This window comes from Flammeovirga sp. SJP92 (assembly GCF_001583495.1).
Taxonomy (GTDB): domain Bacteria; phylum Bacteroidota; class Bacteroidia; order Cytophagales; family Flammeovirgaceae; genus Flammeovirga.
Map to the genome: position 1 here is coordinate 40,798 of NZ_LQAQ01000019.1, position 23,527 is coordinate 64,324.

The window sequence follows — 23,527 nt, forward strand, 5'->3', positions numbered from 1 at the left end:
CTACCTCACAAAAGAAGGCCATTTTATCAGAATTATCACCTGATAAAATGGCCTTCTTTAGGTTAAGAAAGATTTACTTTACAAGCGTACTCGTTTCATCTTCTACTTCAAAGTAAAGTGTAATTTTATTTTCTGATACTGAAGTTATTTTTAAAATAAATTCAGAACCATCATTTGTCACTTTTAATACTTTTCCAAATTCGACCCATTCCCAGGCTCCTGTTTCTTCGACTACTTGAACAGAGCAACTTTCACCATCCTCAATAGTAACATACTCCCCATAAACATTTTTGGTAAACATGGTTCCATCTGCGTTAAAAGTCACCTCTGCTTCATACTCTTTGTCTCCACATTTCATGTATGATTCTTCCACAGTCCATTTAGAACCAATTAAGATATCTGCAACTTTCTGCAACTCTTCAGGAAATACTTCTTCTTTAGAATCAGAACATGACTGGAACAGGAATAAATTGAATAATAGGGCTACGATAAGTGATCGCTTTAGCATAATAATAAATATTTAATTTGAAAATAGTTGTTGTGTTTGTGATTGAAGTTTTTAAAGTAAAAGTTTGTATAGATTGAATCACAAAATTATTTCTAAAGCTAACTCAGTCGATTTAAATATAAAAGATATTACAATAAAAAAATCCCAAACAGCCACAGCTATTCAGGATTATTCACAATACTCTTAACAAGATACAAACAAACATTGTCAAGAATTATTTTTAGTTCTATTAATGATCTCTATTCTGTAAATAGATACCAAAATTCTTTAATAACTCGATTTTATCTTCAGTAACGTCTAATCGTTCTAAGGCTTTGTAACCTTTATTAAAATACTCATTAGCTCTGTCTGTAGCCATTTGTTTAATGCCCAAACGGTCATAAATTGCTGTAACGGCTTTTACTTTCTCAGCCTTATCAGTATTATTGTCATGCAACCAATAATTCAACTCTTCTGCATCCTTCCCTTCTGCTTGTTTTAAAGCCTTGATCAGCATTAATGTTTTCTTATTAGAAATGATATCACCTCCAACTTGCTTACCGAATTTATCTTGATCAGCATACACATCCAAAATATCATCATTCAATTGGAAACCAAGCCCCACGTTAACACCAAATTCTTCGATCACCGCTGATTGTTCATCTGATGCTCCTCCGATCAATGCTCCTAATCGTAATGCGAAACCTACCAAAACAGCCGTTTTCAGACGGATCATATTGATATATTCTTCCTCACCTACTTCATCTCTTTCCTCAAAGTCCATATCAAATTGTTGTCCTTCACAGACCTCAATTGCACATTTGTTGAACAACTCAATGGCAGACCTTAAAATACTATCCTCCACTTTAATAATGTGTTCATATGCTTTCACAAACATGACATCACCGGATAGAATACCAATATTCGGATTCCATTTTTTATGAACAGTAGTATGCCCTCTTCTCAGTGGAGCTTCATCCATAATATCATCATGCATCAAAGTAAAGTTGTGAAATACTTCTACCCCAAGTGCCGGTTCCATAGCTTTTTCAAAATCCTCATCGAAAACATAACAACCTAATAAGGTTAATGCCGGGCGAAGTCTCTTCCCTCCAAGAGATAAAATGTAACGTAAAGGTTCGTAAAGGTTCTCTGGTGTTTCTCCAAACCTTTTCTTCTCTAATTCTTTGGCAAGTAGTATACCTGCTTCTTTTATATCAAATGATGTCATCTTTTATAATTATTCCCAGCGTCTGCTGCCAATAGATAATTTTGCCAGACTTAAGGCGATTCCAATTAAACTAAAAAAATATAGAATATCACGAGAATCAATTAATCCTCTACTTAATGATCTATAATGGAAATCAATTCCCCATAAACCAATACTGTAAGCATAATCACCCAAAGCAGGAATTGAGGCCACTGATGAAATACCATCATAGCATATAAAACAAAAAACGACCGCCACTATAAAAGAAACGATTTGGCTTGAAGTGATAGAGGAAGCAAACACGCCAATGGATGCAAACCCACCTGCCAGAAATACAAGACCTATATAAGATCCTAAAACGGCTGCTGTATCAATATTTCCTTTTGGTGCTCCCAACTCATACACCGAATAATAATAAATCACCGTTGGAATTAGTGCCAGAATAGCGGTCATCCAAGCGGCAAAAAACTTTCCTCCAATAATTTGAAAGTCGGTTAGTGGCCTTGTAAAAAGCAATTCTAATGTTCCTGTTTTCTTCTCTTCTGCCAAACCTCTCATCGTTATGGCCGGCAACAAAAACATGAACACATAAGGGGCTACATTAAATAATGGGTCTAATGTGGAAAAACGTCCTTCCAAAATACTTGTTTGAGGGAAAACCCAAACAAACATTCCCATCATTACTAAAAATACGGCCATTACTAGATACCCCAATACCGCACTGAAAAAACTACTTAATTCTCTTTGAAAAATTTGCCACATAAATAAAAAAATTTGCGAGATGACGCTTATGTTCATTCCCATTTTGAATAGGAAATGACGTCCGTTCCCGTTTTGGATAGACGACATGACCTGTTCCTGATTTGGGTAGACACATTTAGATCTATCCCTATATATTGATGCTAATATGGAGTTGCACCTTGGTATACATTTGAAAGATTAGAAGGAATAACATTTCCTCTAAACCTCACTTCAGTATTTGTGGTTTGTGCCCTTACTGTTGCATCGGCCCAATTGTCAGCACCATTCAAATTGATTCGAATTGATGCCTGCATCATTGAACCTTGCACATTAAAAGACAACTGCAAACCTCCATGTTCATTTTCTGTCACTTTGAGTTCTGATATTTTACCATCTAAAGTGATTCCACCAACACCATTAAACCCTATAATTCCCTCAAATCCCAACTGTACCACACATGTTTCACCTTCCATTTTAATGAAGTTGATGGTGTTAGTCACCTGTGCAATATTACCATATCGATCATACACCTGATTGGCTTGAAGCACAAAATTTTGTCCTTTCATCGCTTCAAATGCCATTTGATACCGTGCTTGTTCTTCTGCTTTTGCTTGTTTCTTTGCTAGTTCCTTTGCTTTCTTCCGCTCTTCCTTTGCCTTCTTTTTGGCTAGCTTTCGCTGTTCTTTCTCTGTCAAAGGTTTTTCAGCAGTTTCTTGAGCGTAAGAGTTCGTTACTGAAACGCACATCACTATTATGAGTAATGCAAAAACATTGAATAAGATCTTTTTCATAGTAACTATTTAAATAAAGGAATTGAGTTATTTAATTAGGTATGAATTCCATTAAACACACCTCCACTGAAGGAAATCAGGTTTAATTTTATTCATTATTGTTGCGAAAAATAACCAATTAATTGTATAGTTATAGTTTTTCATAACATAGTTAAATGAATTCTCACAAATATAAACTATTCCAACAACGAAATAGTTTTTTCACTTTATTTTTTGAGCAAGATATGTAACTTTACATAGCAATTATTCATACGATTAAATTATAATTATGAAGAACAATAGAGAACACGTTCTCAAGGTAGCAACCCGATTAATTTCCCAAAAAGGATTTGATGGTGCAAGCACTAGAGATATTGCACAAACAGCTGAAGTAAGCCAAGGAATGATCAATTATTATTTTGGATCGAAAGAAAATTTACTAAAAGAAATCATTACTAATTATTCTAAGCAAATAAATGCTGTTGTCACAGAATTAAACAACTCTGATAAAGAAGGTATTGAATTTTTGAAGTTAGCCTTATTGAAGTTCTTTAAAATTGCGTTTGAAAACAGAGACCTCGCACGAATTATGAATGTGGAGGAAATGATGGCAATCAGAGAAGATGTGATCACTAAAAACGATGAATTGGCCAATATTATCAACCTTCTTTTTATGGAAAAAATTGAAGAAGGAAAAGACAAAGGAATTTACAATCAAGAGGCAGATGCAGAGCTGATTGTTGGTTTTCTAGTCAATGCATTAAACGATTATATCATTAGATCAGAAAGGATAATCATTACTGAACCTACTAAAGGAGTTTCAAATTACAATGATCATCAGCAAAAGAGAATAATTGAATTCAGTTATCTGTATCTTGAAAAGATGCTGCTCCCATAATTCAACATATGAGGCAAGAGTACCGAGTGTAAACCACCTCGTTACTCTTAACTCAACTCTCCCTTACCCTACGCTATCCATTAACCTGACAACAACATTATATTCTCTGCTATGTCTTTGAAAAACAAAAAACCTGCAATTGTCTCTGAAAGCTGGCTCTTTAGAATCAATCGACTTTCAGATATCATCTTTGCCACTTCCATGACGATGTTGCTTCTAGCATTTGATTTTTCAGCAATCGATGGCATTGAGAGTAATAAACAGCTGCTTAATGCGTTATCTAATCAACTACCTATATTGGGTATTTACCTTACTACATTTATACTTTTGGCTGTGTATTGGCTGAAACATACCACTACCACCCGCTTAATGAAAGGTGCCGATAGTATATACATGTGGTTAGACATTATCACATTAGCATTTGTGGCTTTACTTCCATTTTCTAATAGTTTAGCAACAGCATTTCCAGATTTTTACGCTGCAATTTTCCTGTACAGCGTTAATGTGATTGTCATTGGCATTTTCTCCTACTCGTCATGGCGGTATGCAACACATCATGACCGACTGTTGAAAGAGCCTTTAGAAAAAGAAATTGCAGACGAAATAAGTCAAGATAAATGGATGGAACCTTTATTGGCACTTATTTCAATGATTGTTGCCTATTTTTATATCGATTATGCTCAGGTTCCCTATATTCTTGTTCCTGTAATTTATGCTTTAAGAACAAAATGGATCGAATACAGAAGCACTAAAGCACGTTAATTGCTTAATAAGTATCAAGACAAAATTATTTAATACTAATTATTGTTTTGCGATTACTGCCTAAAAAAAAACGATTAATAGAACCACTATTCATACGTTTTTTCACGTTGTTCTCACAAAAAATAATTAAAAATTAATTATTAACTATTTTTGGCTTAGTACTTAATTTTAATAAGATATAATTCAGTAGTAACAATTTTTTAATTTAATAAAATCACTAACAATGTCAGCACAAGTCATATCTATCAGTAACCACAAAGGAGGTGTTGGAAAAACCACCTCGGTCGTCAATTTAGGCGCAGGTCTTCATCAGCTTGGAAAGAAGGTGTTGATGATTGATATGGATCCTCAGGCCAATTTAAGTCAATCTCTTGGTGTATTTGAACCTGAAAACAGTGTATACAAACTTCTTAGAGGAGCATCAACTATTGAAGATGCTATTCAAGAATTGGAATTGGATCTTCATATGATTCCTTCTGAATTGGACCTTTCTGGTGCGGAATTAGAACTAAGCATGGAAGCCGGAAGAGAGTTTATTTTGAAAGGATACATTAATAAAGTAAAAGAAGACTACGATTATATTTTAATTGACTGTCCTCCAAGTTTAGGGCTTTTAACCATCAATGCATTTACCACATCAAATCAAGTATTTTTTCCACTTCAAGCACAGTTTTTAGCCACTCAAGGCTTAACAAAGCTTCTGGAAGTGATTGAAAAAGTACAACAGCGTTTGAACTCTGATTTAGAAATAGGTGGTGTGTTTATTACACAATACGATCAGAGAAAAATATTGAATAGAAACGTCAGAGAAGCGATCACAAAACACTTTGGAGACAAGCTCTTCAAAACAGTTATTCGCGAAAATGTTGCGTTGGCGGAAGCTCCATCAAAACAAACCAATATTTTCAGGTACAACCCTAAAAGCAACGGGGCAAAAGATTACTGGGATTTAGCTCAGGAAGTACTTGAAAGAACAGTCATCAACGCATAAACCTTTACTACTTACTCATTATGGCAAAGAAAAATTTCTCTGGTGGATTGGATTCTCTTTTAGGAGGATCTCCTATTTCAAAAAGTAATACCACTCCCCAGACTCCTCAGAAAGAACCTGTAAAAAAAGAAGAAAAAGTTATTCCTCCTTCTCCGAAAAGTCCAACACTAGGGCTAACTGATGCACAACAAAAAAAGATTACTGCACTTGCTCAAAAAGAAGGACGAACAGAAGAGGAAATTATTCACGAAGCAATTAGTTTCTATCTAGATTTTCAAGTAGATTTATAGATGAAGGAAGAGGTATAAAGAAAGCGGGAAGAAATAATACTCCTCTTCATGTGTACCTCTTACTTGTTTACTAATTAAATCTAATGAGCAACCCTTATGATCAAAAAATTAATTCCATTACTTCTAATCCTTTCCTTTACAAACTTTTCATGGAGTCAGCATATTGGACTAACATTACAACAAAACATCACCATTAATGAAAATGGAAACAGCATCGCAGATCCTTGGAACGGCGGTATCAATGCTGTTCAATTTTTTGAAATAGATTTAAGCTTAGACGGCAAAAATGAACTGATTCTTTTTGACCGAACAAGCCGACGAATTTTACCTTATCAATACCAAGAAGCACAGTGGGTATATACACCCGAGTTTTTATCTTTCTTCCCTTCATCTATCCGTTTCTGGATACACTTACAAGATTTAGATGGTGACGGTAAAAAAGACTTAATCATTGGAGAAGAAGACGGCATTTATTTTTATAAAAACAATTCAGGTTCCAATCAATTTGCGTTTTCTACTAATGGGTTATTAATAGAAACTACTTCTTTTTCAGGTGCTGCAGTTCCACTTTTATCATCACTTTTAGACACTCCCGCCTTTTATGATATTAATAATGATGGAGCTTTAGATTTCTTCACTTTTGTACCTTCTGTGGGTGGATCTATTGAGTATCATCAGCATGTTGGGCTAAATGATCAAGGTGCTCCGACATATAAAAAAGTCACTAACAATTGGGGTGATTTTCACGAATGTGGTGATTGTGCCACTTATATTTTTGATGATCAGAACTGCTCTTCCAATGACAGAATAATGCACCTTGGTTCTGCTGTGACTATTTACGATATTAATAAAAATGGACTGGGTGATGTTTTAATTGGCGAAATGAGTTGTTCCAACCTAGTTGCTATTCCGAACAAAGGAAACAACGACGCTCCGCTTTTCAATGAGAGTATCACCAATTTCCCAAGCCAAGATCCTGTCAGTATCCCTATTTTTCCAGCCGCCTTTTTTGTTGATTTCACAAAAGACAACGAGAAGGAAATGTTGATTTCTCCAAATTTAACATCCAATGAAGGTGATCAAACTGATTTCAGCAACAGTACATGGATGTATGCTTTCAACAACAGTACAAAAGAATGGGAATACAAAAGATCTCAACTCTTTCAAACCTTGGATTTTGGAGAAAGAAGCAGACCTTTTGCTGTCGATGTAGACCAAGACGGCAACCTTGACCTTTTGGTCGGGTATAGAAACTCTTTTAGCGAAAACCTTGAAAGCTTTGGCGGCAGTATTGCCTATTTACGCAATACAGGTTCAAATGAAAACCCAAGTTTTGAAGTGGTAAATAGAGATTACCTGTCGCTATCCGATTGGGGTAAAATTGATATTATTCCTTTTTTAGTGGATTATGACAACAATGGTTCTAAGGAATTACTGGTCAGTGCCAGAACTCCAAATTCTAATGAAGCGGCTGTTTATTTAATACCGATTGATGATAATAAAGCACTATTTGATAATGCCTCTAAACTCGTCAGTCATCGACCAGAAGAGAGCGTTTCAATGTATGACATAAATAAAAATAACCTTATTGATATTATTATTGGCTCATTTAATGGAGAATTAAAAACATTTCTACAAACTGACAGTCAATCTTTTGAAGAAAGTAGTGATAATTTATTCCCGCAAATTGAAGCAGATTTATTAAGAAAATACCCTAATTTACTGATAGAAGACCTTGATGATAATGGAAGTGAAGACTTACTTGTATTTGATGAAGGAGGCCTGCCTAGAATTTGGAGAGGATACAATAACGTATCAGAAAATAACTATCAGAAAGAAGTACTTTTTGATCCTTCAACCAATGCTTTTCAAGCTATAAGTTTAGGAAAGAAAACGTCAGGAACTAAGATTGGAAATTATATTATATCAGGATCTGAAGGAGGCGGATTACAGTTATCGAATATTGGAATTCATGAATCTCCAACAAGTATTCTCCCTTTACCTTCTGCTCAATTGAATGTAACGATTTATCCTAATCCGACCCACTCCGATGCCACTTTACAGAATAAGAGTGATGAACTATTGGATTATACAGTATTATCAATGCAGTCTTCTCAAATTACACAGGGAAAACTTTTACCTCTCTCAAAAATTAAGTTATCAACACAAAATTGGGTGAAAGGTGTTTATATCGTTCAGTTGAAAAGTCAAAATGGAAAGTTATTCACAAAGAAGCTACTTGTTCAATAGTTATTCACACTTATTTAAGCTTCTCCCCTAAAAACCATGGTAGAATCAGACTTTGAATAAAAGAAATGTGAATAAATCGCTGTTTTTCATAATCAGTTTATGAACAACAGCGATTGGAACGTAATAAATAAGCTACATCAAACTTCAAGATGGCCTTAAAAGTATGCAAATAAGTATCTGTAATGACTACTTTTGACTCATTTCCTTCCTGTAGTTTATCCAACATTCTAACAATATGTTCTTTGGGCAACTGTTCCACCTCATCTTCGGACTGAATTCCTTGATCATTAATAAGCAGGTCAGCGATTGTTAAGCTTAAATACTTGTCTTTCTTTGATAATTCAACCATAGTCTTCTGTCTTGAGTTAATGTCTATCTTGGACTAAATGTTTTCTTAAAATCCACAGCACTGACGGTAAATTGTCATAAACTGTATCTTGCACCTCAATGATTTCCAATACGTCTTCATCCATATATTTATCAACAAAGAACTCTTTTGGCGGCTCATACAAGGCGTCTACTATATCATAAAAGTCATTTTCATCTACTTCACCTCTTCCGCTAAGGTAAGCAGCATTGACAATGCGAGTTGCAACATCATCAGCCTCTTTTTGATTGTATCCGTAATAAGAAGAGTAAAGGATAAATTCCAATATCTCCGGAATTGGGTCTTTTTCAACAGGTAATTTCCCAGCAAATTTTCTCAGCGCAGAAACAAAATCCAATATATCTATTGTTACATGATTTCCTTTTACTTTCACTTCAAAAAGAGATGACATGGCGTATCTTGTTTCCTGTATTAAAATACTATTAGTCTCCTCTTCAAAAAACAATGTGATGAAAATTTGAGAGGGGTCTCCCTTTTCTTGAAATTCCTCTATCCCTTCAATGGCTTCCCACATTGCTCCCATCACTCTAGAGCCTTCTTTAAAAAACTTCGGCAACCTTTTAAATGTTACCTCTTTTCCGTTCAAATATTCTTCTAAAGTGATCTTTGCTGCTGTCATTACTTTTCTATTAGATGGATGAAATAATTTTTTCGTTTATAGAATCCAATAGCAAAGTTATGAACTATTACTGAAGTAATAAGTCAAAAATAATTTATTAGTAATTATTCCATTAATTTTTCATGAATGTCACACTAAAAACACACAACTGTAATGTTTAGTCGATTCAATTTTTTGACAGTAATAACTGTGAAACAATAACAAGAATAGTGTCTGAATTAAATTTGTCTTGGTACTTCTTTACTATAAGTTAAACAATACTTTTGTAAAATGATAAAAAGAAGAGGCAATCCCATCAGAATTATTCAATTCCATACAAAGATTGCCTCATTTTTTACGATTATGTAATACAAATTAAAAGCATAAACCGCCTTTAATTATTTTTATTATGCTTTGTCTACATCAACTTCAATTAAAGTCTGATCCCAGCCTAATTTCAAGTTATATTCATCTGATTTATCACCTTTTTCGATCCAGATTCTCAAGCTTTCCATGGTCTTATCACTGTAAATAACATCCGTTTCAATGACCACTTTATCAAAGTTTTCATCTCTGCTTGCCTTCCCTCCAAAGCTAACTCCCCAATTATAATGTTTATCATTGAAGATAATTGTCCATGTTTTCGATTCTGGAATAGTCCATAGAGTATATTTTCCTGCTGGTAAATTTTTACCATTTATATTCAAAGGAACATTTGTCTTAAATGTCGTAGGCTCATTGGCTCCAGTTCTCCATACTTGACCGTAAGGCACAAGGTTTCCAAAAATTACCCTTCCTTTTTTATAAGGAGATGAATAATGAATATCAATTTTAGTGTCTCCATCCACAAAGTTCTGCTCCATTTCCGGGCTGTGTTTCTTTGTTTCTGAGATCATCATTTTCTGACCGAAATATCCTAAAATCCCCAATCCTAAAAGAACACCTAAAACAATAACAAAAATTTTACGCATAGCTATTATTTAGTATTTAACATAGATGGCACATTTGATGAAAAAGGGTTGTACTTCTTTTCACATCAAGTTTTACACTTTCTGAACTAAGTATTTTAAGCACTATGAAAAAAAGAGTAATAAAGAAAGTGATGGCTGCTTTACATACTGTACTACGAAACATCACTTTCTTTATCACTCCTTCCTCTTCTCTTAAAACGTCAGTTCAGATATGTATGAGTGATTACGCAAAAATCATACACTCTTTAGATCGGGAAAATAATTATTCGCTAATTCTTCCGCCGTTTCCATGGCACCATGCACCGTTGCACTATGTCCGTTGGTTCTACAAGCTTCTCCAATAAAGAACACTTTATTGCTAATTGGATGTCTTAAATTTTCTCTTCCTTCCAGTGTTCCCTTCGTGGAATAAGAATAGGTCCCTTTAATAAATGGATCTTTGGTCCAATCTTTTCCGTGATGACTGACATACATGGACATCACTTCAACGTGTGGGAAAATTTCCTGTAAATCATTTAACAAAACTTCAGCTAATTCATCATCTTCCAGCTGATCCAATTCCTTTGATGCTTCACCCATCAAATAAGCTACAATATGTTTAGGGTTAGAAGGTCGGACTAAATAGCTAGGGCATTTTTTTCCTCCAATAATTTCTACTAAATCGCCTTCCCAGAAAGCCTCAGAAAATTCAATAAATAGTTTACGTCCCTTTCCAAAACCAATATCTTCTATAGCTTTTTGCTTTTCAGCTGGAAGTGCGGGAGTAAAATTGATTTTCTTCTCTTTCAAAACGCCTAAAGAAACACTTACAATCACTTTATCAAAAGGAAGTGTTTCTCCTTTTTGTGTTAATATACTCACCTGATCTCCTTCATAATTCACATCTACAATAGGAGTATTCAGCTGTATTTTATCTTTTAATTTTTGCTCAAAATAAGTGACTGCAGCACTGTATTTTCCCCAGCTAAAATAATTCTTATCCCCAGAAGACCAACGCCACTCCTCTTCACCTAATGTAGAAGCATGCACTTTTTCTACGTGAGCACTGTACTCACTGAGCATTCCTCTTATAATAAATTTCAAATTAGGATGATAGATTCCTTTCTCTTTTAAAGAGTCCAAAATAGAACCATCATATTCCTCTTCTTCTATGGAATAAAAATAATCCAATAATTTCTGCAATGTATCTGGAAGTCGTTCTGCCTCATCAATGTCAGTTAGTTTTTGATCATACCATACATACTCATTTCCTGCAATAGGCTCCAGTTTTTGATCCAAGTGTTTCAACATTTCAAAAATAACACTTCTGTTGCCATGTATTTCAGCAGCACCCATTTCCAGAAACAAACGTTCATGTATTGTTTGAGTGGCAATTCTACCACCTATTCTATTCGAAGCTTCAAAAAGTGAAACATCATAACCTAACTCCGTTAAAATATGACCGGCATACAAGCCTGATATTCCTGCTCCAATTACTGCTACTTTCATATGATTTATTTGGTTTTCTTCTACATCGAAAATACTCAAATCACTACTATATAAAAAGTGATTTTGATCGTAGTACGTTCTATTTTATCAAAAAGAAATCACGAAATATCAATTTCTGTCTTTTTATTCCTTGGGGAGAATATATTCAGTGATTATTACTAATTTAAACGTAACAAATTGAACTTGAAGGCGTATTTAAATCCCAAAAAAGAAAAAAATATGATAAAAATTAATTCAACACTAGGCTCAAATGTCATTGGCTTCACTATTAACGGTAAAATTGATGATGAAGGACTTCAAGAATTTTTCAAAGCATTAGAAGAAAAAAAGAATGAAAATGGAAAAATAAAGCTTCTTGGTGAAGTGGAAGCCATGGGTGGCATCGAAGATTTTAAAGCTTTTTTTGATATTCTAAAAGCAAAAGGAATGGCCATCAAAGCCCTTGAGAAATATGCTTTTGTGGGCAATACAGAATGGATGCAAAAAGTATCTGGCATGATGGATTTTATGATTCCCAATATCCCTATTAAAATGTTTAAGACAGAAGAACGTGATGATGCTTTAGTTTGGCTATTACAAAAAGAAGAGGCATTTGTTCCTGGTATTCATAAAATTGAAGTGGAACAAAATGACAACTTCCTTGCTTACCGTTTTACTGGAAAAATCAATCCTCAAGAATACATTGGCCTTGATAGTGAGTTTGCTGCTCAAATCAATTCTGGAAAACCTCTGAACCTTTATATGGAATTTGCTGGTTTTGAAGGATACAGCAATATCTTAGCCATGTGGGATGATTTTAAAACAGGAATTAAATATTATTCAGACATTAAAAAGGTGGCCATAGTCAACAGTGGTAAGTGGATGGATTTCCTTGTTAGAATTGGAGATATCTTCACGCCGGGTATTAATATGGAACACTTTGAAGAAAGCGAAAAAGAGCGAGCAAAGACTTGGCTGAATATGTAAGGATAAAATGATACCCAAGTACTGTCAAAAGAAAGGTCAATGTTGTAACACACTACGCTGGCCTTTTATTTTGATATAAAAAATGACACCCTTCAAATTTTGAAGAGTGTCATTATTGGTAATACTTATGTTGGAACAATTTTGATGATAAGTTAATAAATAATTGAATTGGAATAAAAACACGTTTTTAATAAACGCTTCAAACTATTTACATGGCAAAAAGTATGAGAACATTACTGTTACATTAATTCCGATTGTTGTTGTTATTATTATCAATAAATCTATCTAGTATGAAATGAAATACATATTTTTTGTTTTTGTACATTACAAATGTAGAGAGTTTCCTAAGAGCAATTTATGGGATATGAACACCTTTCAATGCTTTTTTTAACCATACACCTAACTGCTAAAAATCAGTTTTTATATATTTTATATAATTCACCATTCAATGATACTTATTATTAAAAAATCACTACAAAAAGCACTATTTATTTACAAATAACATAACAACACTCTTCACAATCTGCATGGAAAAAGAGTAATATTTTATAAAAAGTTAGAATTAATCAAAGATTTTTTTTGAGAACACAGTTTTTTAGCTGTGCTGGAAGAGAAAAAGTACAGCAATTACACAAGTGTTATTTTAACGTTTTTAGGAAAGGTTTTCTATTAATTAGAATGAAATGAGGAGAAATCATCAAGTATTCTATAAACTTATTTCTATTGCTTTAAAAGTAATATTGTTCTTATCATTCTATAGAGGTGCTGTATTGCAACGCCCTCGTGTACCACAATACAAAACTATTTATTAATCATAAAAGAACTCAAAACAAGGAACGAAAGCTTCATCTGCTGTAGACTCCTTGTTTTACACCTTCAAAAGTTTGGACAAAAAAAGAACGGCCTCCAATCGGAAGCCGCACTTACCACATACTAACCATAAATGGTTTTTAACCATATATAAACACATATAAACATAAATTCTCTTTAAGGGCTGCACTAGGCAACCTTAAGCACTTGAAGTAATTCTTCAAGATGCTCATCTTCTACAGTTTGCACTGTATCTGCTTTTTTCAAGAAAGCTTGGTAAGCCTCCTCTAAAGCGTCGTGATCTAACGTATGACCTAACTTTTGGATGCGATAGAATAATGCTGCTCTACCACTTCTTGCTGTCAATACAATCGATGATTCAGAAACTCCAACTTCTGCAGGATCGATAATTTCATAATTATCTCTACTCTTAATTACACCGTCTTGGTGAATACCAGAGGAGTGTGAGAATGCATTATCCCCAACAATCGCTTTGTTTGGCTGAACAGGCATGTTCATAGTTCCTGAAACCAAACGACTGATCTCATAGATCTTTTGAGTGTGAATAGCAGTGTCAAAGTTCAACATGTTGTGCTTGCGCATTGCCATCACTACCTCTTCCATTGAAGTGTTTCCGGCACGTTCACCGATACCATTTACTGTACACTCAATTTGTCTAGCACCATTGCTTACACCTGCTAAAGAGTTGGCTGTTGCCATACCTAAGTCATTGTGACAGTGTGTAGAAATGATTGCTTTATCAATATTTTTAACGTTCTCTTTTAAGAACTTGATTTTAGCTCCGTATTCTTCTGGAATACAATATCCTGTAGTATCTGGGATGTTTACCACTGTGGCCCCGGCTGCGATTACAGCCTCTATGACTCGAGCTAAATAGACATTATCTGTTCTTCCTGCATCTTCTGCATAAAACTCCACGTCTTCTACAAAAGTTTTGGCTAACTTCACTGCTGCAACTCCTCTTTCGATCACTTGATCTCTGTCTAATCTCAATTTAGTGAAGATATGCTGATCGGATGTTCCGATCCCTGTATGAATTCTTGGTTTTGCAGCAGGTCTTAATGCCTCTGCCGCAACCTCAATGTCTTTTTTTACCGCTCTTGTTAGACCACAGACCGTCGAGTTTCTAATTTCTCTCGCAATTCTATTTACTGCTTCAAAGTCACCAGGACTTGAAATCGGGAAACCCGCCTCTATAATGTCAACGCCCAGATTTTCGAGAGCACGTGCAATAACTAACTTCTCCTCTGTATTCAAACGGCACCCTGGTACCTGTTCTCCGTCTCGCAACGTTGTGTCGAAAATAAATACTTTATCGTTCATAGGCTTAAACACTTCTTGAAAGGTGTCTGTTATAATCTATTTTTAAAACAATTTTATTGGTATTGTTTTGCTAATGTAAAGGGTGATCAAAAGCATCAAAAACAAAAAATTATACATTTTACGATGTTTAATTTAATATTTATGTGAATAGAATGTAAATTTGGCAATGTGTAAGGTTATTAAAGATCATAATAAATACGATGCCTAAAGAAAGATCAAATCACTTATATCAGTTAATTAAATCAATGTCGAGAAGTGAGAAACGGTATTTTAAACTTGTTTCTAACGAATCGAAGAGTAATTCTTCGAAGAAATTCATGCTTCTTTTTGAACTAATTGACAAGCAAGATATTTTTGATGAAGAACAATTATTAGCTTCCACTCCCGAGTTAAAACCTATACAATTTTCAAATCTTAAAGCTCATCTTTACAAACGAATTTTACAGGCATTAAGGCAGTTTCATTTGACAAAAATGGAAGACGCCGAAATCAGAGAAATGATTGATCATGCTGAATTATTATATAACAGAGGGCTTTATGATCAATGTGCGGACATCTTAAGAAAGAGTAAGAAAAAAGCACAGAAGAGTGATCATCTAGAATTGCTCTTGGAAATTTTGAGATGGGAGAAAAGTTTGCTGACACATACGCTCGACAAACATAATCAGAGAAGGGTAAATAAATTGATTCAAGAGGTACAGGATACCAATGACCGAATCAATCAGATCAATAAATTTTCTAATATTTCCGCAAAGCTGAATGCCTTTTATCTAAAGGTAGGCTATGTTAAAAGTGAAAAAGACCTTAAGAAGGTCAACGACCTTGTCAATAATGATATCTTATCTATTGATGAAAATAAATTTTCAATCAACGAGAAGCTATCATTGTATGAGTTGTATATCGGGTTTTATTACTTCACTCACAATGTGGAAAAAGGACATGCTTATGCACAGAAATGCCTCAACATTTTCCATAACGATCCTGACCTGATTCCTTCCCGATTGGACGTTTACATTAGAACTATCAACAATCTTCTGATAGGGCAATATAAGCTTTATAAATACAAAGAGTTTATCGATACAAAGTCTTTGTTCAGAAAAATCCGTTCTAATGAAAAAATTGAGTTGAGTGAAAACATTAAGATGAAATTGCTGAAATACTCTTATGTACATGAATTTAACCGACTGTTTATGCTCGGCGACTTCACCGGGGGGGTACAAAGGGTAAATCTGTTATTAAATAATATTGAGTTTTTTATTGAGAAATTGAATAAGCACTCAAGACTTATTTTATATTACAAAATTGCCTGTTTGTATTTTGGGGCAAGTGACTTCAGACTCTCTTCAAAATGGCTGAACAGAATTATAAATTCCGATGCACTAGAGATGGACGTGCGTGAGGATGTCCACGTTTATGCAAGAATTGTCAATCTGATTTGTCATTATGAAATGGGAAATACTGACTTGGTGGATTATTATGTAAAGTCCACTTACCGTTTCATGCTTCGCAAAGACAATCTCTTCAAATTTCAGATTTACATTATGAAATTCTTGAAAAAGCTTTCTAGAAATATGAACGATTATGAACTGACAAATGCCTTTATTGAACTGAAGGATTTATTAAAGCCATTGGAAAGTGATCAATTTGAGAAGCACCCTTTTATGTACTTTGATATTATTTCGTGGCTGGAAGGAAAGATCGAGAAAAAATCTGTTCAAGAAGTGATTCAAGGCAAAGCAAAAGCATTAATTGGAGAAGACTATCCTTCATAAAAGCTTCATTTTCAGATAAAATAAAAAAGGTATTCAGGAAGTGTATTAGACAGCGTATCAGGGAGTATGTCTTTGGTTTGAATATTTGTCTTAAGATAATGAAACTCAATGAAACAATTTAACGTCTAGTTTATTTATACAATTAACTTACATTTCCATATTATACATTTTACATTAAGTCATTTTTTTGTTTAATTACTTAATACTCAATCAGAGATAATTTACATTAAATATATCTTGATCTAAAATAAACACATATGGAAAAATCACTATCAAAATAATTTACTAGATGTCAAATTTAATATTATCACAAAAAGACCTAAAATACCTGCCCTACTCCATGATAGTAGAGTTTAAAGAAATGCCTGAAGAAGCGCAATATGAGTTCTTTCATGAAATGAAAAAATTCAAGCGTTCAAAAGTCATTATGTATTTATTGCATTTCTTTCCGCTCCATGTGTCATTAGGTTATGTAGGAAAATGGATTGAACAGTTTTTATTCTGGATTACAGCAGGTGGATTCGGGGTTTGGTGGCTTGTTCTACTTTTCACTATCCCTTCAGAAATCAAACAATTCAATAGAAAAGTAGCACAGGAGATTTTTAAAGATATTGCTTTAAAATATGGGTTCAAGAAAAAATACAAGCATGTGCCTACTAAAGCAATTGTAAAACCTCAAGCATTAAACCTTCCTGAGTTTGACCCAACACTTCCAACTTTAGATCATCTAAAAGAAGGCTTTATGTTTGACTTGGATGGAAAAACCTGGCAGATTGTAGAAGAATATCAGCAGGATTTTGAAAATAAAAATTCAGAACGTCTTTTTATCTGTCATCATGATTTAGAAGAGAAGTTTTTAAGGTATTCTAATGAAGGGTATTTCAAGAAAGTACTTTGGAGTAAAGCAGTCAGTGTATTTCAGATCGACCCTGAGTTAGAAAAGAAAATTAAAGTACATGGAAGCCCTGCCAACATTTTATACCTGAACGGTCATCGTTTCTTTAAAGAAGATAAAGAAAAAGGGCTGATGTTTAGAATTTCTAAAACAGTGGCAGCACCTCTTGGAGAGTCAATTAAAACATGGCATTTCTTCAATGAAGACCGCACACTGACTTTAAAAATAGAATCCTCAAGAAATAAATTAAAAGCTTACCAAGGAAAAGTAATAGATGAAAATGAAATTACTGATATTCTTCCTTATAAAATTTAAAAGCTAAAAAAATACCCTTGCAATTCTTCAAAACTGCAAGGGTATTTTTTTGCCTTATTCTTTTATGATTTGATGTAAATGATGCTCTAAATGTTCTACATAATCTTTCATCAAAAACTCTAAATCTTTCACCTCTTCATTACCAAGCAAAATAGGATATGCTAAGGTATCAGAAGTCTGCTTTTCCATTATTATTTTAATTCTGATATTTATTGCCTTCCAAAAAGCAACCAATTCCATTATATCAGCACTCTGATAATCATTCACTCTTACTAAATCATCTTGACTATAACTTACCACTTTATAGGGTTTACTACTGAATTCAATTTCTGTAAATCGCTGAAGGTTATTAATTCCTGAATCGATAAGATGACCTAAAATCTCTTTTTTTGACCATTTTTCAGGGTTTACCTTTGTTTCCAAATCCAGTACAGAGGCTTTTGATAAAAATTCAACACATTGATGAACGTGTTGTTCCAGTTTTTTTGTTATGTCCTTCATAATTAGTTAATGATTGATCTATTAATTAGAATTGTTAATCCTCCTCTCTTTCTATCAATTCCACTCTTTGAATAACTTTATTAATTTTTGGTTGAATTATCCAGATTCCTATAGGCCAAAAAAGCAACATAAAAAATAATGATATAGATGATTCTTCTTCTTTTCTACCTGCTGTTCTATAGAGTCTATTTAAAGAATTTGCACCAAAAATATAAATTTGAAGGAATGCAAAAATGAAGTAAAAACCAATCAATGCATACCAACCTGTCACGGTAATATTATTGATCCCTGACATTATCAAAAAGATATAAAGTCCAATCACCAACACTATATTTAAAAGAAAAAAAGCATTACTTTTTTCCTCTGCCTCTGATACATAATTATTGGTTTCTAAACCTATAATAATTATCCAAAGGTGGATCAAAACAAAAGAAACAGAGTGTACAATTTTAGTAAGAAAAGGATCTGAAAATGAAACATAAAGTAATACTAATCCAATAATTTGAATGAAAAATACTTGCCAATGCTTAAGTTTAAAATAGAAGTCCATAATCGATAGTTTACTTGTGTTCGTTGATTTTACTTATACAAAGGTAAAAAAGAATAGGTATATTAAGTACTAGGACAAAAATAAACGGACATGTTATCTTATCTTTTTTACCCTACTCTTCGTTAGATTTTTATCACGTAGCTATAGCTATGCTCTGCAAATCTGCCTCGATTAGAATAAAAAATATTAAACTAAAATTATCCCTTTTCTTGTGTCCTAGTACTTACAAAGACAAACAATAGTTTACAAAAAAGGCCTGAAATTTTCATTTCAGGCCTCAATATTTTTATGCTATTTTTCTTTCAAAAGGAATATGTTGTTCTTCCACTTTTCGAAGTCGATAACTGAATCTTTTGACAAAAAACAGGCAAATAATTCCTAAACCAAGTGGGAATCCCATCCAAATACCTTGCTCTCCCTGTCCCCAATGAAACGCACACATGTAAGAAAAAGGAATGGCAATAATGAAATAGGAAGAGAAAATAAACCACATAGGTACTTTAAAATCATGCAAACCACGGCAAGCTCCTGAATAGGCGATCTCAATGGCATCAAAAGTTTGATAAGATGCCAGCCATACCATAAATAGCTGTGCAAATTGAATCACTTCCTGATCATCTGTAAAAAGATAAGGCATCCATGATCTTCCAGTCAAAAAGAAAACAACAGCTCCAAAAGACATCAAAGTTACAATGATTAAAGAAGCATAGGTTACTTTTTTCACCTCCCTGAAGTCTCTTTTACCAAAACTTTGACTGACTAGAATACCTGTAGCGGCTCCTATTCCTTGATATACCATAAACCCTAAAGTGCTCAAACTGATTGCAACCTGATGTGCTGCCAATCCTACTTCAGAAATCCAGCCCATCATTATTGTAGAGATAGAGAAAGCGGCACTTTCCATCAATAACTGAAAAGCCATTGGAATACCATTGGTAAAAAATTCTTTTACCTCATGTGCAGTAACTGTCACTTTATTAAAAAGTGAAGCAAATACAGCATATTTTTTATACGAGTAGAAAACATAAATGGCCCCACCGGCCATCACCAATCTGGCCAGAAGTGTACCTACTCCGGCTCCAATCAATCCCATTTTTGGAGCACCTATTAAACCAAATACAAATACAAAATCACCAATGATATTCACAATATTACCTACCAAAGTAATTTTCATTCCCATTTTAGTGTCTCCAATTCCCTCAAAAAGTTGTTTAAAGGTCAAGAAAATCATCTGAGGAATGAGTGAAACCATCAAAATGATTAAATAAGCTTGAGAAGAAGCTATAATTGTTTCGGGTTGCCCCATATAAGGCATGTAAAAATACAGTACAACTAAGAGCAGTAATAATACCAACGACAAAATTCCATTGGCCATAAAACTGTTTTTTAATGCACTTGTGGCCTTTTTGTTATTGTTGAGACCAATGGCTTCACCAATTTTGGGTGTAAGAATAAAGGTGAATCCCATTCCAAAAAGAAGCACCAGGTTAAAAATGGTGTTGGAGAATGAGGCGGCGGCTAAGGGTGTTCTTCCGAGCTGGCCGATAATCATATTATCCACCAATCCAACAGAAATTTGGCCTACTTGAGCTAGAATTACAGGCCAACCGAGTTTTAAAATTGTAGAGAATAAAGGATTGTACTCCTTCCACTGTCTTTTCAATTGCATTTTCTTAAATGTTTTAAAAATTGAATTGAAACAGACGAGACCTTCCCCTTTATTACCTCTCCTGCATAGTTATTTTGGCAGCTGGACAGCTGGGCTTTAAGGTGAAAAACTAACTAGCATTCCACGAGATAACAAAGTCGTTGTTCAGAAAATCTATTATTATTTTTCGGGATGCAAAAATACAACAAACAATCCGAAAGAGTAGTTTATGATAAGTTTTATTAAAAGAAAACCCCTTTTATCTTCTACAAAATAAAAGGGATAAGTTTAGTTTTACTGTGATAAAGTTTTTTTAATTTCTTCCACTAATAGCTTGCACTCGTCGAAAAGTAATTTGTACTTCTCTTTTAATGTACTCACAGATGTTTCTTCTTTTGCAATCTTCTCCATTGCCAATACCTGATCTTTGATCTCTTGTATTGCAATAAAATTAAGAGTAGACTTAAAGTTGTGAAGATTTTTGTACGCAGATTTCCAATCCCCAAGATTGATACTCTCATCAATACTTTTGAGTTGATCAGGGGCGTCAAGTACAAAACGTTCCATCATCTCTGCTATCAGTATTTTGTCCCCTCCTGAAAAGGTTTCGAGGTAAGACAAATCTACCCTAGAATTTCCCATGATTTTTAAATAAACACACTAATTAGCATTTTATCTACCTGCAAAAATGACATTAAGTTGAATAGGTGTCATGCAGTAGATTTTTAGATTGAATTTAGCTATTTGTATCCATTTCCTTCAAATAACGGTAAATGGTTACCTTACCAATATCTAACTTTTTTGCCACTGTAGCAACGTTGTCATGATATCGATCCATAAAACTACGAATAATTTCGAAAGTATACTCCTTTAATGTAAGGTCTTTGTTCAATAAAGAGTTTACATCTTGGGATGAAGTGAACTGAATATCAGTATCTGAGATTGTATCATTCTCACACATTACGGCTGACAACTCTACAATTGCCTTCAATTCTCTGATGTTTCCAGGGAAATGATATTTGAGTAATTTCTCTTTCGCTTCCTTGGTAAAAGTGAGCTTCTTCATACCATTTGAAGCAGTAAATTGATCTGCCAGAAACATTGCGATCAGAATCACATCATTTTCTCTTTCTCTCAACGGAGGTAAATGTATTGGCAAACCTAACAATCTGTAATAAAGATCTTCTCTGAACAACTTTTCATTCATACGAAGGGAAAGATCTCTGTGCGTGGCTGTAATAATTCGCACATCTAATTTGAGTGTCTTATTACCTCCAATACGTACTACTTCCCTTTCTTGAATTACCCTCAACAGCTTTGCCTGAAGGTTGATGTCCATTTCACCAATTTCATCCAGGAATATTGTTCCGCCATTTGCTTCTTCAAATTTCCCGACTCTTTTAGCAATCGCCCCAGTAAAAGAACCTTTTTCGTGGCCAAATAATTCACTTTCCAATAAAGATGTTGGAATTGCGGCGATATTGACAGCAACAAAAGGTTTATTTTTCCGGTTGGAATTATAATGAATTGCTTTCGCAATGACTTCTTTACCTGTACCTGTTTCTCCTGTAATAGAAACTGTGATATTATTATTTGTGGTTTTATGAAGCATCTGAAAAACTTTCTTCATTGGAGTACTATTACCAATGATTGAATTATCAAATTCATATTTATTTGAAAGTTCCTGACGCAGTGTCTGCACCTCTTCTTCTAACGACTGCTTTGTTTTTATTTTATTCAAAGCATTCAGAAGCCGCTCTCTGATATCCTCTTCTTTTGTGATGTAATCATACACCCCCAGTTTAAAGAGACTGACAGCAGTTTGAATATCATTTTGACCAGAAATTACAATAATCGGAACTTGAGGTAATTTTGCTTTGATTTTATGAATCACCTCCTCTCCTGTCATGTCTGGCAAGGAATAGTCGACAGTGATCACCGATGGATTTTCATCCAAGGCATAGAGAAGGTCCCTACCATTAACAAACATCTTCACCTCATGTTCATCATCCATAGATAGGATATAATGAAGCATTTTGGAGAAAACGGCATTGTCCTCTAAAGCAAATATTTTCAGTTCAGATGAATTCATATAGTCATTTATTCGCAGTATTTCTGCAGTGCAGCTGTAGCTTGTGCGTATCCTAATGCTTCTGACATTGAAAGCATTTTACATACCTGTTCGTCTGCTTTTCCTTTAGTTCCACTTAGTGCTAAGGCCTTATAGTAGAAAGCCTCCGCGTATTTATCGTCTAATTGTATAGCTTTATCCAAGTCTTGAATGGCATCATCAAAGTTCTCAGTAAGCATTAACACTCTAGCTTTATGTAAAAATACTCTTTTATCTTTACCTTCCGACAAATTCACAGCTTTTTCGAAATCTTTTAATGCTGAAGACAGCCCAACAACCTCTACATTGACCAATGCTCTATTCAAATAAATATCATAAATGGTAGAGTCTAACTGAATGGCCTGTGTATAATCATTGACAGCACCTTCTTGATCTTTCAAGAAGCGTCTTACATTTCCTCTATTATAAAAATACTTATAAGCATCAGGAACATCTTCCTCTGTTTGTTTGTACAATTCAATAGCTAAAGTAAAATCATCATTGGCCTTGCTGTATTCTTCCAAAGCCATATGGGCATAACCTCTTGCGTTATAAGCATCCATATTATTGGCATCTTCTTTTATTGCGGCATCAAATAATGAAATGGCTTCCTTGAATTTATTGACAGAAAGTTTTTGTTTCCCTTGATTAGTAAGCTCTGAAGAACTTGGTCCACATCCGATCATAAAAAAAGTGAGGATGGCGAAAAGTAGGTTTATTTGTTTGGTTTTCATGTCGCAAAAATAGAAAGAAATATTTATAAGCTTCAGAT

23 protein-coding genes are annotated in these 23,527 nt (G+C 34.1%); 8 read left to right on the plus strand and 15 right to left on the minus strand.

The window, feature by feature from the left end; translation table 11 throughout:
- Positions 1–73: 73 nt before the first annotated feature.
- The 4 genes from AVL50_RS05365 to AVL50_RS05380 form a co-directional block, all read right to left on the minus strand.
- Entirely contained in the window at positions 74–508 is a 435-nt protein-coding gene (locus AVL50_RS05365; protein WP_062615458.1) for a hypothetical protein, read from the minus strand.
- A 229-nt stretch (positions 509–737) separates the two neighbouring features.
- Positions 738–1,718, minus strand: a complete 981-nt coding sequence (locus tag AVL50_RS05370; RefSeq protein WP_062615459.1) for a polyprenyl synthetase family protein — start codon at positions 1,716–1,718, stop codon at positions 738–740.
- A gap of 9 nt (positions 1,719–1,727) precedes the next feature.
- On the minus strand, positions 1,728–2,459 hold the full coding sequence (gldF, locus tag AVL50_RS05375; protein ID WP_062615460.1) for a gliding motility-associated ABC transporter permease subunit GldF: 732 nt from the start codon (positions 2,457–2,459) through the stop codon (positions 1,728–1,730).
- Between the two features lie 140 nt (positions 2,460–2,599).
- A complete protein-coding gene (locus tag AVL50_RS05380) occupies positions 2,600–3,229 on the minus strand; it encodes a DUF4251 domain-containing protein (RefSeq protein ID WP_082795678.1) in 630 nt (209 codons plus the stop codon).
- 268 nt (positions 3,230–3,497) lie between these two features.
- Between AVL50_RS05380 and AVL50_RS05385 the strand changes: the two genes are divergently transcribed.
- From AVL50_RS05385 to AVL50_RS05405, 5 genes are all read left to right on the plus strand, one after another.
- Positions 3,498–4,106, plus strand: a complete 609-nt coding sequence (locus AVL50_RS05385) for a TetR/AcrR family transcriptional regulator (RefSeq protein WP_062615462.1) — start codon at positions 3,498–3,500, stop codon at positions 4,104–4,106.
- 117 nt (positions 4,107–4,223) lie between these two features.
- Positions 4,224–4,868: a TMEM175 family protein gene (locus AVL50_RS05390; protein WP_172826770.1), complete on the plus strand. Its 645-nt coding sequence runs from the start codon at positions 4,224–4,226 to the stop codon at positions 4,866–4,868.
- A 223-nt stretch (positions 4,869–5,091) separates the two neighbouring features.
- A complete protein-coding gene (locus tag AVL50_RS05395; protein WP_062615464.1) occupies positions 5,092–5,859 on the plus strand; it encodes a ParA family protein in 768 nt (255 codons plus the stop codon).
- A 20-nt stretch (positions 5,860–5,879) separates the two neighbouring features.
- Positions 5,880–6,149, plus strand: a complete 270-nt coding sequence (locus AVL50_RS05400) for a ribbon-helix-helix domain-containing protein (protein WP_062615465.1) — start codon at positions 5,880–5,882, stop codon at positions 6,147–6,149.
- 96 nt (positions 6,150–6,245) lie between these two features.
- A complete protein-coding gene (locus AVL50_RS05405; protein ID WP_062615466.1) occupies positions 6,246–8,399 on the plus strand; it encodes a T9SS type A sorting domain-containing protein in 2,154 nt (717 codons plus the stop codon).
- A gap of 97 nt (positions 8,400–8,496) precedes the next feature.
- Here AVL50_RS05405 and AVL50_RS05410 read toward each other — a convergent pair whose 3' ends face one another.
- The 4 genes from AVL50_RS05410 to AVL50_RS05425 all read right to left on the minus strand — a co-directional run bounded on the left by AVL50_RS05410 (position 8,497) and on the right by AVL50_RS05425 (position 11,844).
- A complete protein-coding gene (locus tag AVL50_RS05410; RefSeq protein WP_062615467.1) occupies positions 8,497–8,748 on the minus strand; it encodes a hypothetical protein in 252 nt (83 codons plus the stop codon).
- 16 nt (positions 8,749–8,764) lie between these two features.
- A complete protein-coding gene (locus AVL50_RS05415) occupies positions 8,765–9,406 on the minus strand; it encodes a hypothetical protein (protein ID WP_062615468.1) in 642 nt (213 codons plus the stop codon).
- 386 nt (positions 9,407–9,792) lie between these two features.
- Complete coding sequence (locus AVL50_RS05420; RefSeq protein WP_062615469.1) at positions 9,793–10,356, minus strand: DUF2911 domain-containing protein; 564 nt, start codon at positions 10,354–10,356, stop codon at positions 9,793–9,795.
- Between the two features lie 234 nt (positions 10,357–10,590).
- Entirely contained in the window at positions 10,591–11,844 is a 1,254-nt protein-coding gene (locus AVL50_RS05425) for an NAD(P)/FAD-dependent oxidoreductase (RefSeq protein ID WP_157491154.1), read from the minus strand.
- Between the two features lie 219 nt (positions 11,845–12,063).
- On the opposite strand from AVL50_RS05425, the gene AVL50_RS05430 reads away from it, so the two are divergent.
- Entirely contained in the window at positions 12,064–12,810 is a 747-nt protein-coding gene (locus tag AVL50_RS05430) for an STAS/SEC14 domain-containing protein (protein ID WP_157491155.1), read from the plus strand.
- 999 nt (positions 12,811–13,809) lie between these two features.
- Here the strand turns inward: AVL50_RS05430 and AVL50_RS05435 are convergent.
- Positions 13,810–14,964 (minus strand): 2-isopropylmalate synthase, encoded by a 1,155-nt coding sequence (locus AVL50_RS05435; RefSeq protein WP_062615472.1) that lies wholly within the window; start codon positions 14,962–14,964, stop codon positions 13,810–13,812.
- 200 nt (positions 14,965–15,164) lie between these two features.
- Between AVL50_RS05435 and AVL50_RS05440 the strand changes: the two genes are divergently transcribed.
- Together AVL50_RS05440 and AVL50_RS05445 are read left to right on the plus strand one after the other, a co-directional pair.
- Positions 15,165–16,736: a hypothetical protein gene (locus AVL50_RS05440; protein WP_062615473.1), complete on the plus strand. Its 1,572-nt coding sequence runs from the start codon at positions 15,165–15,167 to the stop codon at positions 16,734–16,736.
- Positions 16,737–17,025: 289 nt separating this feature from the next.
- Positions 17,026–17,946, plus strand: coding sequence for a TM2 domain-containing protein (locus tag AVL50_RS05445; protein ID WP_157491156.1), 921 nt, complete (start codon positions 17,026–17,028; stop codon positions 17,944–17,946).
- A 54-nt stretch (positions 17,947–18,000) separates the two neighbouring features.
- Here AVL50_RS05445 and AVL50_RS05450 read toward each other — a convergent pair whose 3' ends face one another.
- The 6 genes from AVL50_RS05450 to AVL50_RS05475 form a co-directional block, all read right to left on the minus strand.
- Entirely contained in the window at positions 18,001–18,447 is a 447-nt protein-coding gene (locus tag AVL50_RS05450) for a DinB family protein (RefSeq protein WP_062615475.1), read from the minus strand.
- Between the two features lie 34 nt (positions 18,448–18,481).
- Positions 18,482–18,997: a hypothetical protein gene (locus tag AVL50_RS05455; protein WP_062615476.1), complete on the minus strand. Its 516-nt coding sequence runs from the start codon at positions 18,995–18,997 to the stop codon at positions 18,482–18,484.
- Positions 18,998–19,283: 286 nt separating this feature from the next.
- On the minus strand, positions 19,284–20,666 hold the full coding sequence (locus tag AVL50_RS05460; protein WP_062615477.1) for an MATE family efflux transporter: 1,383 nt from the start codon (positions 20,664–20,666) through the stop codon (positions 19,284–19,286).
- Between the two features lie 273 nt (positions 20,667–20,939).
- Positions 20,940–21,287: an Hpt domain-containing protein gene (locus AVL50_RS05465; RefSeq protein ID WP_062615478.1), complete on the minus strand. Its 348-nt coding sequence runs from the start codon at positions 21,285–21,287 to the stop codon at positions 20,940–20,942.
- A gap of 94 nt (positions 21,288–21,381) precedes the next feature.
- Entirely contained in the window at positions 21,382–22,737 is a 1,356-nt protein-coding gene (locus tag AVL50_RS05470; RefSeq protein WP_062615479.1) for a sigma-54 dependent transcriptional regulator, read from the minus strand.
- 8 nt (positions 22,738–22,745) lie between these two features.
- The gene (locus AVL50_RS05475) at positions 22,746–23,489 is read right to left on the minus strand and encodes a tetratricopeptide repeat protein (protein ID WP_062615480.1); all 744 of its coding nucleotides are present in this window, start codon (positions 23,487–23,489) and stop codon (positions 22,746–22,748) included.
- Between the last annotated feature and the right edge of the window lie 38 nt (positions 23,490–23,527).

Excerpts from the sequence above, each read along its gene's own strand:
- AVL50_RS05435 (WP_062615472.1), bottom strand. The coding sequence starts at position 14,964 with ATGAACGATAAAGTATTTATTTTCGACACAACGTTGCGAGACGGAGAA.
- AVL50_RS05475 (WP_062615480.1), bottom strand. The coding sequence starts at position 23,489 with ATGAAAACCAAACAAATAAACCTACTTTTCGCCATCCTCACTTTTTTT.
- AVL50_RS05450 (WP_062615475.1), bottom strand. The coding sequence starts at position 18,447 with ATGAAGGACATAACAAAAAAACTGGAACAACACGTTCATCAATGTGTT.
- AVL50_RS05445 (WP_157491156.1), top strand. The coding sequence starts at position 17,026 with ATGTCAAATTTAATATTATCACAAAAAGACCTAAAATACCTGCCCTAC.
- AVL50_RS05425 (WP_157491154.1), bottom strand. The coding sequence starts at position 11,844 with ATGAAAGTAGCAGTAATTGGAGCAGGAATATCAGGCTTGTATGCCGGT.
- AVL50_RS05460 (WP_062615477.1), bottom strand. The coding sequence starts at position 20,666 with ATGCAATTGAAAAGACAGTGGAAGGAGTACAATCCTTTATTCTCTACA.
- AVL50_RS05465 (WP_062615478.1), bottom strand. The coding sequence starts at position 21,287 with ATGGGAAATTCTAGGGTAGATTTGTCTTACCTCGAAACCTTTTCAGGA.
- AVL50_RS05420 (WP_062615469.1), bottom strand. The coding sequence starts at position 10,356 with ATGCGTAAAATTTTTGTTATTGTTTTAGGTGTTCTTTTAGGATTGGGG.
- AVL50_RS05410 (WP_062615467.1), bottom strand. The coding sequence starts at position 8,748 with ATGGTTGAATTATCAAAGAAAGACAAGTATTTAAGCTTAACAATCGCT.
- gldF (WP_062615460.1), bottom strand. The coding sequence starts at position 2,459 with ATGTGGCAAATTTTTCAAAGAGAATTAAGTAGTTTTTTCAGTGCGGTA.
- AVL50_RS05380 (WP_082795678.1), bottom strand. The coding sequence starts at position 3,229 with ATGAAAAAGATCTTATTCAATGTTTTTGCATTACTCATAATAGTGATG.
- AVL50_RS05365 (WP_062615458.1), bottom strand. The coding sequence starts at position 508 with ATGCTAAAGCGATCACTTATCGTAGCCCTATTATTCAATTTATTCCTG.
- AVL50_RS05405 (WP_062615466.1), top strand. The coding sequence starts at position 6,246 with ATGATCAAAAAATTAATTCCATTACTTCTAATCCTTTCCTTTACAAAC.
- AVL50_RS05430 (WP_157491155.1), top strand. The coding sequence starts at position 12,064 with ATGATAAAAATTAATTCAACACTAGGCTCAAATGTCATTGGCTTCACT.
- AVL50_RS05440 (WP_062615473.1), top strand. The coding sequence starts at position 15,165 with ATGCCTAAAGAAAGATCAAATCACTTATATCAGTTAATTAAATCAATG.
- AVL50_RS05400 (WP_062615465.1), top strand. The coding sequence starts at position 5,880 with ATGGCAAAGAAAAATTTCTCTGGTGGATTGGATTCTCTTTTAGGAGGA.
- AVL50_RS05370 (WP_062615459.1), bottom strand. The coding sequence starts at position 1,718 with ATGACATCATTTGATATAAAAGAAGCAGGTATACTACTTGCCAAAGAA.
- AVL50_RS05415 (WP_062615468.1), bottom strand. The coding sequence starts at position 9,406 with ATGACAGCAGCAAAGATCACTTTAGAAGAATATTTGAACGGAAAAGAG.
- AVL50_RS05455 (WP_062615476.1), bottom strand. The coding sequence starts at position 18,997 with ATGGACTTCTATTTTAAACTTAAGCATTGGCAAGTATTTTTCATTCAA.
- AVL50_RS05470 (WP_062615479.1), bottom strand. The coding sequence starts at position 22,737 with ATGAATTCATCTGAACTGAAAATATTTGCTTTAGAGGACAATGCCGTT.
- AVL50_RS05395 (WP_062615464.1), top strand. The coding sequence starts at position 5,092 with ATGTCAGCACAAGTCATATCTATCAGTAACCACAAAGGAGGTGTTGGA.
- AVL50_RS05385 (WP_062615462.1), top strand. The coding sequence starts at position 3,498 with ATGAAGAACAATAGAGAACACGTTCTCAAGGTAGCAACCCGATTAATT.